General features: G+C 31.8%; 11 protein-coding genes. 7 read left to right on the top strand and 4 right to left on the bottom strand.

What is annotated here, in order from left to right; genetic code table 11:
* A partial coding sequence (locus C0512_RS09185) for an LTA synthase family protein (RefSeq protein ID WP_290860815.1) occupies positions 1-1,555 on the bottom strand: 1,555 nt, incomplete at its 3' end.
* Positions 1,556-1,585: 30 nt separating this feature from the next.
* On the bottom strand, positions 1,586-2,401 hold the full coding sequence (locus C0512_RS09180) for a 2,3,4,5-tetrahydropyridine-2,6-dicarboxylate N-succinyltransferase (protein WP_290860813.1): 816 nt from the start codon (positions 2,399-2,401) through the stop codon (positions 1,586-1,588).
* Positions 2,402-2,519: 118 nt separating this feature from the next.
* Between C0512_RS09180 and C0512_RS09175 the strand changes: the two genes are divergently transcribed.
* The gene (locus tag C0512_RS09175) at positions 2,520-3,359 is read left to right on the top strand and encodes a copper resistance protein NlpE N-terminal domain-containing protein (RefSeq protein WP_290860811.1); all 840 of its coding nucleotides are present in this window, start codon (positions 2,520-2,522) and stop codon (positions 3,357-3,359) included.
* Between the two features lie 59 nt (positions 3,360-3,418).
* Entirely contained in the window at positions 3,419-3,835 is a 417-nt protein-coding gene (gene ruvX, locus C0512_RS09170) for a Holliday junction resolvase RuvX (protein ID WP_290860809.1), read from the top strand.
* A gap of 3 nt (positions 3,836-3,838) precedes the next feature.
* Here the strand turns inward: ruvX and C0512_RS09165 are convergent, their stop codons facing one another.
* A complete protein-coding gene (locus tag C0512_RS09165) occupies positions 3,839-4,240 on the bottom strand; it encodes a hypothetical protein (RefSeq protein ID WP_290860807.1) in 402 nt (133 codons plus the stop codon).
* A gap of 198 nt (positions 4,241-4,438) precedes the next feature.
* Between C0512_RS09165 and def the strand changes: the two genes are divergently transcribed.
* The 4 genes from def (at position 4,439) to C0512_RS09145 (ending at position 7,662) form a co-directional block, all read left to right on the top strand.
* Positions 4,439-5,026: a peptide deformylase gene (gene def, locus C0512_RS09160; RefSeq protein WP_290860805.1), complete on the top strand. Its 588-nt coding sequence runs from the start codon at positions 4,439-4,441 to the stop codon at positions 5,024-5,026.
* Between the two features lie 28 nt (positions 5,027-5,054).
* Positions 5,055-5,477: a DUF5606 domain-containing protein gene (locus C0512_RS09155; RefSeq protein WP_290860803.1), complete on the top strand. Its 423-nt coding sequence runs from the start codon at positions 5,055-5,057 to the stop codon at positions 5,475-5,477.
* 71 nt (positions 5,478-5,548) lie between these two features.
* Positions 5,549-6,322 (top strand): nucleoside triphosphate pyrophosphohydrolase, encoded by a 774-nt coding sequence (gene mazG / locus C0512_RS09150; protein ID WP_290860801.1) that lies wholly within the window; start codon positions 5,549-5,551, stop codon positions 6,320-6,322.
* Positions 6,323-6,525: 203 nt separating this feature from the next.
* Positions 6,526-7,662, top strand: coding sequence for a T9SS type A sorting domain-containing protein (locus C0512_RS09145; protein WP_290860799.1), 1,137 nt, complete (start codon positions 6,526-6,528; stop codon positions 7,660-7,662).
* 49 nt (positions 7,663-7,711) lie between these two features.
* Here the strand turns inward: C0512_RS09145 and C0512_RS09140 are convergent, their stop codons facing one another.
* The gene (locus C0512_RS09140; RefSeq protein WP_290860797.1) at positions 7,712-8,392 is read right to left on the bottom strand and encodes a Crp/Fnr family transcriptional regulator; all 681 of its coding nucleotides are present in this window, start codon (positions 8,390-8,392) and stop codon (positions 7,712-7,714) included.
* A 104-nt stretch (positions 8,393-8,496) separates the two neighbouring features.
* On the opposite strand from C0512_RS09140, the gene C0512_RS09135 reads away from it, so the two are divergent.
* Positions 8,497-10,875, top strand: coding sequence for a heavy metal translocating P-type ATPase metal-binding domain-containing protein (locus C0512_RS09135; protein ID WP_290860796.1), 2,379 nt, complete (start codon positions 8,497-8,499; stop codon positions 10,873-10,875).
* Positions 10,876-10,944 lie beyond the last annotated feature (69 nt).

The raw sequence follows: 10,944 nt of genomic DNA, 5'->3' as shown, positions 1-10,944 counted from the left end.
TAATGTCAATTTGTTGGATATTTTTTTCAATTTCTCCCTTTAATTCCGGATTTGAGGGGTCAAAAAATAATATAGGTATGCTGAATTTGCCCACATTTGTTTTATGCTTAGCTAATATTGGATCGGAAGAAGTATGATCTGCGGTTAAAACAAATATAGTGTTATTATACCATTCTTGTTTTTTTGCTGTTTCAAAAAATTGTTTTAAAGCATAATCGGAATAGGCAATACTTTCTAAAATTTTAGTTTTTCCTTTCGGGAATTTCCCATTATATTTTTTAGGAATAGTATACGGATTGTGGGAAGAAATAGTAAAAACTGAGGAGAAAAAAGGTTGTTTGAAACTTGTTAATTTTTGACAGAAGAACTGTAGAAACTCTTCATCAAATACGCCCCAAGTTCCATCAAATGATTCCGGTCCTTCATATTCATTTTTCCCAAAATAGTTATCAAAACCTGCTACTTTACAGTATTGGTCAAAATTTTGACTCCCATTAAATGCTCCGTGAAAGAAAGATGTTGCATAACCATTGTCTTTTAAAATTTTAGGTAAACCATATATTTCATTTAAAGAATAATTAGAAGTGATGAGCGAATGATTCATCAGGCTAGGGATACTCGATAAAGTTGAAGGAACTGCATCGATTGATAATTTACCATTTGCAAATCCGTTTTTGAAATAATAAGAATGTGTTGCTAATGAATCAAAAAAGGGCGTATAACCAATCCTAATATTTTCATTTCCAAAACTTTCTAAAATAATAATCACTACATTTTTTTTAGTGCTTTCTCCCGAAGGATTTGTTTTTACAACCGGATTAAAAATGCGGTCTAATGTGGTTTGGTCATAAAATTTAGGGCTTTCCAACGTTTCTTTCTTTCCAATCGTTTTTAGTATGGTAAAAGGGGTGTTTAAAATCAAAGCAGAATTTCCGGTTCCGCTATAACTTATAGCATCTACTACTTTGAGCGGTTTTTTTCTAAATCCGCCTCTACCCATTAATAACCCTAAACCTAATGCAATAATCAAAATAACAAATTCTTTTAAATGATGTCTTTTTGATTTTGAATTTGAATTTCTGGATTTAAAATTACCAATTGATTTCCAAAATAAGATTCCAATAGCAATCAGAAGTAATGGTAAATACCAAAATTCTTTTAGGAACGAAAGTAATAAAACGCCTATTTCATTTTCCATTCCGGTTGCGGTAATTAATCCAAAAGAACTTCTTCTTCCTGTGAATTTATAGTATTCAAAATCGACAAAATTGGTAGCTATAAAAAGTAAGTTTACACTATAAAAAGTAATTTTTAGGCCTTTTTGATAAATGGGTTTGTATTTAAAATTACCCGGAATTAAGTGACCTAAAATAAAGATCAAATTGATATAGCCAATAGCAGATAAGTCAAATTGAATTCCTCCCAAAAAAGTGGAAAGATCCAATTTATCAAAAGCATTCCGATTAAAAGCATAAAATAAAATTCTGCAAACTTGGTATAAGAAAGCAACAATCAATAATCGTTTCAGTAATAATTTGATTAAATCTTTGTACAAAATAATATAATGATTTGGTTAAAAAACAATTTAAACAGCCACATTATATTCTCTCAACGCATCATTCAAACTCGTTTTTAAATCGGTTGATGGTTTACGTTGTCCGATAATCAAAGCACAGGGAACTTGATAATCTCCTGCGGCAAATTTTTTGGTATAACTTCCGGGAATCACCACCGAACGTGCAGGGACATATCCTTTATATTCAATAGGCTCACTTCCGGTCACATCAATAATTTTAGTAGAACCGGTTAAAACAACATTAGCTCCCAAAACCGCCTCTTTTTCTACCCGAATTCCTTCAACCACTATGCATCTTGAACCAATAAACGCTCCATCTTCTATGATAACCGGTGCAGCTTGTAGCGGTTCTAAAACTCCACCAATTCCAACGCCACCACTTAAATGGACATCTTTTCCAATTTGAGCACAACTGCCCACCGTTGCCCACGTATCCACCATGGTGCCTTCATCGACATACGCTCCAATATTTACATAACTAGGCATTAAAATTACACCTTTAGATATGTAAGCTCCATAACGAGCTACTGCCGGAGGAACTACACGAATTCCTTTTTCAGCATAATTATGTTTTAATAACATTTTATCGTGGTATTCAAAAATACCGGCTTCCCAAGTTTCCATCTTTTGGATTGGGAAATACATGACAACCGCTTTTTTAACCCATTCATTCACTTGCCAACCTTCGGTGGTTGGTTCGGCTACGCGTAGTTTTCCATTATCCAATAAATCAATGACTTTTCTAATAGTTGTAATTGTCGCTTCTTCTTGGAGTAAAGCTCTGTTGTCCCAAGCTTTTTCTATAGTGTTTTTTAATTCGGTCATGTTATTTTATTTTGAGCAAAGATAAAATCTTTTGATAAGAAAAAGTGGTTTGATTTTTGCAAATGATTGATTTTTGAAAACAAAAATACTAAATTTGTTAAAAGATTATTTCAAGATTATGAAAACAACAACAATCATTTATTTTGTTCTGGTACTAATAACCGTTGGTTGTTCTAAAAAGTTAAAAAACACAACTACTGATAAAACGGTGATAGAGAAGAGTGCTACTGCGTTTACCAATGACCACAACGCAAGTAATTCGTTGGATTATGATGGAACTTATTTTGGTGTTTTACCTTGTGCAGATTGCGAAGGTATTGAAACAACTTTGCAACTTACAGCAGACAAAAAGTATGTATTGACGACCAAATATCTTGGAAAAGAGAATGCATTACCAATTGAGAGTAAAGGAACCTATGCATGGAATAAAGAGGGAAATAAGGTCATTTTGTCAGGTATTAAAAACGCTCCATCCAACTATTTTGTAGGCGAAAATTATGTCATGCAATTAGACATGAAAGGTCAAGAAATAACGGGAGATTTGGCAGATAAATACATTTTACAAAAGTTAACAACATTTTTTACACCGTCAGACGATACAAAAAATAGTCCAATGAAAAAAACCAAATGGAAACTAGTAGAATTGAATGGAAAAAAAATTGAAAATAAGGATAAAAACACAAAAGAATTCATTTTGCAATTAAAAGGAGACAATCGATATACTGCTTTTGCAGGTTGTAATAATTTGATGGGCGAATATGAATTAAATGAAGAGTCGTTGCGTATCAAATTCAGTAGAGGAGCTTCCACCATGATGGCTTGCCCGGATATGGAAACCGAACAAGAATTTGCTAAAATGCTGGAAACAGTGGATAATTATAGTCACAATGGTAATCAAATGACGTTGAATAAAGCCCGAATGGCTCCATTGGCAAGATTTGAAGCCATAAAAAAATAAAACAAAATCCTCAATTGAGGATTTTGTTTTTTGTATTGTACCTTTGAATAAAAAAGAGAATGCCTAGAATTATAGCTATAGACTACGGATTAAAACGCACCGGGATTGCCGTTACAGATGAATTGCAAATTATTGCTTCGGGATTAACGACTGTTCCTTCAGATTCTGTTATAAATTTTTTAAAAGATTATTTTTCAAAAGAAAAGGTAATTGAAGTTCTAATTGGAGAACCTAAACAAATGAATGGTTTACCATCGGAAAGCACACCAATTATTGAAAAATTTGTATCAGATTTTAAAACACAATTTCCAAATATGAAAGTCATTCGGGTTGATGAACGATTTACTTCAAAAATGGCCTTTCAAACGATGATTGACAGCGGTTTATCAAAAAAACAACGTAAAAATAAAGGTTTAGTTGATGAAATAGCTGCAACCATACTACTTCAGGATTATTTAACCAGAAAGATGATTTAAAATTTATTTATAGGAATCAATTCGAAATTTGATACTTTCAATAATTGGTTTATAAATTTGTTGGTGTCTTTTTATCTGTTCGTAGGTTAATATTTTTTTAAGTTCAACCCGTTGGTCTTCAAGGATTACTTTTAAGCGTTGTTTTAATTCTTTTTGAGTAAAATTTTTATATTTATTCAAAACTATCATTTTTTGAAAATTTGAATTAATGAGATTCAGATAAATTTCTTTTACTTCCGGAGTTAAACCAATGATATCTGTATCCGTTTTGTATTTAGCAAGCATATCCTCTTTTTCTTGTTTTGAATAGAGTGCTTTTTCAATAATTGTTTGGTCTTCTTCAGTAACTTGCCCAAAAGTGTTAATACTAAACATGAAAATAATTAAATAAACATAATTTTTCATAAGCTATTTGTTTGTTTTATATTAAAATTCTATAGGAACAAATATAGGATAATTTATTAAAGCTATAATTGATTTTTTTTAAAAAATGTTTAAATCAGAAGTCCTAAAAATTGGCAAACGCTTTACAGATTTGATTTTTTGTTTACTTTTGCAAAATGATTTCAAAAAAAAGAAATCTAAAAATTTTAAATCTACAAAATGATATTACCGATTATTGGATATGGTGATCCGGTTTTAAGAAAAGTCGGCGTTGAAATTTCACCGGATTATCCAAATTTGGATATTTTAATTGAAAACATGTATGCCACGATGTACAATGCTTATGGAGTTGGATTAGCGGCACCTCAAATTGGATTATCAATAAGGATGTTTATCATCGATACTGAACCTTTCAGTGAAAATGATGATTTGAAAACCGACGAAAAAAACCAATTAAAATCCTTCAAAAAAACCTTTATTAATGCTAAAATCATCAAAGAGGAAGGAAATGAATGGGCATTTAACGAAGGTTGTTTGAGTATTCCGGATGTTCGTGAAGATGTTTTTAGAAAAGAAAAAATTACAATTGAATATTGCGAAGAAGATTTTGTTCGTAAAACAGAAGTATTTGAAGGATTGATTGCTCGGGTAATTCAACATGAATATGATCATATTGAAGGAATTTTATTTACAGATAAAATCTCTTCTTTGAAAAAGACGTTAATTAAAAAAAGATTGCAAAATATCATGGAAGGTAAAATTAGAGCCGACTATAAAATGAAATTTTTCAATAAAAAAGGAAGATAAAAAACAAAGTTTAATTTATTTATAACCAATGAGTTTACAAAAAATATTAGCCATTTCCGGAAAGCCGGGTTTATTTGAATTGAAAATACAAACCCGAACTGGATTTGTTGCTGAAAGTTTCTTAGACGGAAAAAAAATAACAGTCGGAATGCGAAGTAATGTGAGTTTGCTTTCTGAAATTGCAGTTTACACGTATGATGAAGAAATAAAATTAGCTGAAGTTTTTAAAGCAATTGCTACAAAGGAAAACGATGGACCATCGATATCTCATAAAGAAGATAACAGTGTTTTAAGTTCCTACTTTAGAGAAGTTTTGCCGGAATACGATGAAGAAAGAGTTTATGCTTCGGATATTAAAAAAATTATCAATTGGTATAATATGTTACAACCAAAAGGATTAGTAACCGTGGAAGCTTTATCAAAAGAAGTGAAAGAAGAAACGGCTGAATAATTTAAAAATAAAATCTACATAAAAATCCTGCTTTCGAGTAGGATTTTTTATTTTTACACAAATAGAAAAAAATGAACTCAAGAACACAACAACTCGAAGCCTTTGGTCGCTTGCTGGATATTATGGATGATTTGCGTGAAAAATGTCCATGGGATAAAAAGCAAACACTTGAGAGTTTAAGACACCTCACCATCGAAGAAACCTACGAATTAGGAGATGCTATTTTAGATAATGATTTAACTGAAATCAAAAAAGAGTTGGGTGATTTATTGTTGCATATCGTTTTTTATGCAAAAATTGGTAGTGAAACAAATGCTTTTGATATTGCTGACGTTGCCAACAGCATTTGTGATAAATTAATCGACCGACATCCACACATTTACGGTGATGTTGTGGTTGCCAATGAAGAAGAAGTGAAACAAAATTGGGAAAAACTTAAATTAAAAGAAGGGAAAAAATCAGTTTTAGAAGGTGTCCCAAAAAGTTTACCGGCTTTAGTAAAAGCCAGCAGAATTCAAGATAAAGTGAAAGGTGTTGGTTTCGATTGGGAAGAACCTCATCAGGTATGGGATAAAGTACAAGAAGAATTATCAGAATTACAGGAAGAAGTAATTTCCGGTAATCAAGATAAAATAGAGGCCGAATTTGGCGATGTTTTATTTTCAATGATTAATTATGCCCGTTTTCTAAAAGTGAATCCTGAAGACGCTTTAGAGCGAACTAATAAAAAATTCATCAAACGTTTTATGTACTTAGAAAGTAAAGCCGGTGAATTAGGGAAACCCTTAGCGGATATGACTTTAGCCGAAATGGATGTTTTTTGGGAGGAAGCAAAAAAGTTATAAAACACTGAAATTCAATAGCGAAAACGTTTTCGTATTATTTTTTATAAAATCAATTATTTTCTTGATTGTTTTGATAAATTAATAAATTTATTGCCTTTTAATTGTGTTTTTTTAACATAAATACAATTCTATTGCTGCTTTATTGTTAATTATTTTATCAATTGTATATTTGTTTTTAAATAAACTTTAAAAAACAAAATATGATGAAAAAATTACTTTTTACTTTTTTATTTCTTTTAATTTCATTTAGCAATCAAGCTCAAAGTATAGGTATTGTTGGTGATTTTAATGGATGGGGTTCAGATGTGGTTATGACTACATCGGATAATGAAAATTATAGTGTGTCTGGTTATACTTTTGGATTAACAGGCGGGGTTAAATTCAGACAAGATGGAGCCTGGGCTGTGAATTGGGGAAGTAATTCTTTTCCAACCGGTACGGGAACATCAGGTGGTCCAAATATCCCTGTGCCGGCCGGAACCTATGATATTGCTTTTAACAGAACAACCGGAGCATATAGTTTTACTGCAGTTTCTGCCGGTTTTGACAACATTGGATTTATTGGATTATTTAACGAATGGACTGAAAGTGTTGCAATGATAACTACTAATGGAATCGAATATTCTATGCCAAATTATTACTTTGGTGCCAATAATGTTAAATTCAGAAAGGACAATAGTTGGGAAGTTAATTGGGGAGGCGATACATTTCCGGGAGGAACCGCTACTTTAAACGGGAGTGATATTCCATTGACAATCGGATTTTACAATGTAAATTTTAATAAAAACACATTAGTTTACAATTTTGATCAAGTTCCTGTTTCAATTTTAGGTACCGGAGCTTTAGGTTGGGATACTGATATCCAAATGAATTCAACCGATGGAGGAATTAATTTTACGTTAAATAATCTTACCCTTGTGGATGGAGTTGTAAAGTTCAGAGCAAATAATTCTTGGGCAACAAATTGGGGAAGTGATACATTTCCTGTTGGCACAGGTGTTGCCGACGGAATAGATATTCCAACCGTTGCCGGAACATATAATGTATCTTTCAATCGATTAACCGGAGAATATAATTTTGCAACACTAAGTGTGGTCGATTTTACAACCTCTAAAGCAAAAGTTTATCCAAATCCGTCTCAAAATGTGTGGAATTTTTCAATTGAAAATGATTCAATTGAAAAAATACAAATTGTTGATGTAACTGGAAAAGTAATTGTTGATAAATTGATTTCAAGTAATTTGGCAACTATTGATGCAACTGCTTTAACTTCTGGAATCTATTTTGCGAAAGTGAAAACAAATTACGCAATTCAAACCATTAAGTTAGTTAGAAAGTAAAATGTTCTAAATATTTAAAAAGCCCATTCGTTTACGCGAATGGGCTTATTTATTCCGACAATCTTTTCAATTTATTTCGATCAGTTATACTGATTCTTTTTCCATTCAAATCAATTACGCCTCCTTTATTAAATTCCGACAACAATCGAATACAACTTTCTGTCGCAGTACCAATCATACCCGCTAATTCCTCTCTGGAAAGTTGAATATGAAGCGACCCGTCCTCATTTTTTCCAAACGTATCTTCTAAATAAAGTAAAGTTTCTGCTAAACGTTCTTTAACCGTTTTTTGAGCCATGGAAACCATGTGGTCATCAGATTCTTTTAAATCACCACAAATGGACTTCATGATGTTCATCGAAAATTGGTTGTTGTTATTAAAAAACTGTAAAACTTCATTTCTCGGAATAAAACAAACTTCCATGTCTTCTAAGGCAACTGCACTTAAGTTAGCTGGTTCATCACTAATCATCGAACGCTGTCCTAATAATTCGCCGGATTTAACGAGTTTTACAATTTGGTCTTTTCCGTTTGCACTAAGTTTAGAAAGTTTACAAACACCATCCTTTACACAATAAATACCATTCACAGATTCACCTTCTTCAAAAATAGGCTCCCCTTTTTTGATTGTATAAGAAGTTTTGCAACTTGCAATTTTAAGTAATTCATCTTTATTCAAAGCTTTCAGCGAACTGAATTCTCTGACGATACAATGTTCACACTTGCTCATCGTGTATTAATTATTTGGTTTTACAAAGATAATTAAATATGACAATTATCATGTTTTTAATTTCAACCTTTTTTCATATTTGCAATAGGTAAATTGAGCAAAATATGGACATTGGAAATTGTTTCCATTGTGGTAATGAAATAATAAAAAAAGAAGAGATTATTTTTGATGAGAAAAGTTTCTGTTGTAACGGTTGTAAGACGGTTTATGAAATTTTCAGTCAAAATGATTTAACGTGTTATTATGATTTTCAGGCAGCTCCGGGTGCCACACCACTAGACATTCAAGGTAAATATGATTTTTTAGACAATGAAGAAATTGTTGCAAAACTTCTCGAATTCCAAGAGGATACAACACATATCGTTTCACTCTATATTCCTCATATACATTGTAGTTCGTGTATTTGGATTTTGGAAAATCTACAAAAACTTCAATCAGGAATAAGTACATCTCAAGTAAATTTTCCGGAAAAGAAAGTTAGAATTACATACAATCCGGAGAAAACAACACTCAAAAAAATCGTTGAATTACTCTGTTCCATAGGATATGAGCCCTATATCAGTCTTGATAATTATGAAGAAGGGAAAAAAGTTGTTGACCGCAGTTTAATTTATAAAATTGGAATAGCTTTTTTCTGTTTCGGAAATATCATGTTGCTCTCCTTTCCGGAATATTTTGAAGTGGAAGAATTTTGGATTAACCAATACAGGGGATTTTTCCGTTGGTTGATTTTTGCTTTGTCACTTCCTTCCTTTTTATATTCAGCTTCCGGTTATTATGTTTCAGCATGGAAAAGCATAAAATCAGGTTTATTAAATATTGATATTCCGATTGCATTAGGAATTGTTGTGATGTTTGTTAGAAGTACTGTAGATATTGTTTTTGGCTACGGGCAAGGATTTTTTGACAGTATGACCGGATTGATTTTCTTTATGCTTTTAGGGAAATTATTTCAAAAGAAAACCTATGATTTTTTATCCTTTGAACGAGATTATAAATCTTATTTTCCTATTGCAATTACAAAGATTTTATCGGATGGAACTGAAACTTCAGTTCAGGTTTATGATATTGAAAAAGGGGACCGGCTTTTAATTCGGAATCAGGAATTAATACCCGTTGATGGTATTTTAATATCAGAAAAAGCTTCTATCGACTACAGTTTTGTTACCGGTGAAGCCGTCGCCATTGAAAAGAAATCCGGTGATAAAATTTTTGCCGGTGGAAAGCAAATGGGAAAAGTCATTGAAATGGAAGTCCTTTTTTCTGTTTCTCAAAGTTACCTAACGCAGTTGTGGAGCAACGATGTATTCCAAAAGAAAGTTGAAATCAAACACAAAACGGTCACCGACAAAATCAGTCGCTATTTTACTCCCGCGTTATTGATATTAGCGATTCTTTCTTTTTTGTATTGGGTTTTTATTGATGTGACAACTGCTTTCAATGTGTTTACTGCAATTTTAATTGTTGCTTGTCCGTGTGCTTTAGCTCTAACAGCTCCTTTCACCTTAGGAAATGTACTGCGTATAATGGGTAAAAGAAAGTTATATCTTAAAAATGCTACGGTGATTGAACAATTAGCCAAAGTTGACACGATTGTATTTGATAAAACAGGAACCATAACAACCAACAAAAAGACTTCTATTACTTATGAAGGTGCTGAATTTACTTCAGACGAATTAAAATTATTGAAAAATACATTGAGAGGTTCCAATCATCCCTTAAGCAGGAGATTATATGATTTTATTCCAGCTCAAGAGAGAATGGAACAAAATGAATTTCAAGAGATTATTGGAAAAGGAATTTTTGCTAAATTTGGAAATACGACTATAAAATTAGGTTCATCCCAATTTTTAGCACACATGAGTGAAAACACGCATAAGAAAACCAAAGTTCATGTTGAAATAAATGGTGAATATAAAGGAAGTTATATTTTCAATAATCAGTATAGAGAAGGATTAGAGTTTTTGTTTGAAAACTTAGCTAAAAAATATGATTTAGTAGTATTATCTGGTGATAATGATGGGGAACGTAAAATATTGGAAAAAATGTTGCCTAAAAATTCGACAATTGTTTTTAATCAAAAACCGGAACAAAAGCTTAACTTTATAAAAAATCTTCAAAAAGAGGGTCATAATGTCATGATGGTTGGAGACGGTTTAAATGATGCTGGTGCTTTAGCACAAAGTAATGTGGGGATTTCTATCTCTGAAAATGTAAATGTTTTTTCTCCGGCTTGTGATGGAATTTTAGATGCTTCACAATTTGAAAAGATTGACTTTTTTATGCAGTATTCCAAAAATGCCATGAAAACAATTTATATGAGTTTTGGATTATCGTTGCTTTACAATTTAGTAGGATTGAGTTTTGCCATTTCAGGAAATCTTTCCCCATTAGTAGCAGCGATAATTATGCCTTTAAGTACAGTAACTATTGTAAGTTTTGTTACTATTATGAGTAATTTTTATGCTAGGAATTTTAACTGATAATCCATATTTTCATACCCGTTGTAAAAAGATTTTAGCGTATGACAAATATCATATTTTATAAAAAGC

It is taken from the genome of Flavobacterium sp. (assembly GCF_013822155.1).
In the GTDB taxonomy this organism is placed as follows: domain Bacteria; phylum Bacteroidota; class Bacteroidia; order Flavobacteriales; family Flavobacteriaceae; genus Flavobacterium.
This window is presented reverse-complemented; position numbering and strand designations above follow the sequence as displayed.

Excerpts from the sequence above, each read along its gene's own strand:
- C0512_RS09180 (WP_290860813.1), bottom strand. The coding sequence starts at position 2,401 with ATGACCGAATTAAAAAACACTATAGAAAAAGCTTGGGACAACAGAGCT.
- C0512_RS09175 (WP_290860811.1), top strand. The coding sequence starts at position 2,520 with ATGAAAACAACAACAATCATTTATTTTGTTCTGGTACTAATAACCGTT.
- ruvX (WP_290860809.1), top strand. The coding sequence starts at position 3,419 with ATGCCTAGAATTATAGCTATAGACTACGGATTAAAACGCACCGGGATT.
- C0512_RS09165 (WP_290860807.1), bottom strand. The coding sequence starts at position 4,240 with ATGAAAAATTATGTTTATTTAATTATTTTCATGTTTAGTATTAACACT.
- def (WP_290860805.1), top strand. The coding sequence starts at position 4,439 with ATGATATTACCGATTATTGGATATGGTGATCCGGTTTTAAGAAAAGTC.
- C0512_RS09155 (WP_290860803.1), top strand. The coding sequence starts at position 5,055 with ATGAGTTTACAAAAAATATTAGCCATTTCCGGAAAGCCGGGTTTATTT.
- mazG (WP_290860801.1), top strand. The coding sequence starts at position 5,549 with ATGAACTCAAGAACACAACAACTCGAAGCCTTTGGTCGCTTGCTGGAT.
- C0512_RS09145 (WP_290860799.1), top strand. The coding sequence starts at position 6,526 with ATGAAAAAATTACTTTTTACTTTTTTATTTCTTTTAATTTCATTTAGC.
- C0512_RS09140 (WP_290860797.1), bottom strand. The coding sequence starts at position 8,392 with ATGAGCAAGTGTGAACATTGTATCGTCAGAGAATTCAGTTCGCTGAAA.
- C0512_RS09135 (WP_290860796.1), top strand. The coding sequence starts at position 8,497 with ATGGACATTGGAAATTGTTTCCATTGTGGTAATGAAATAATAAAAAAA.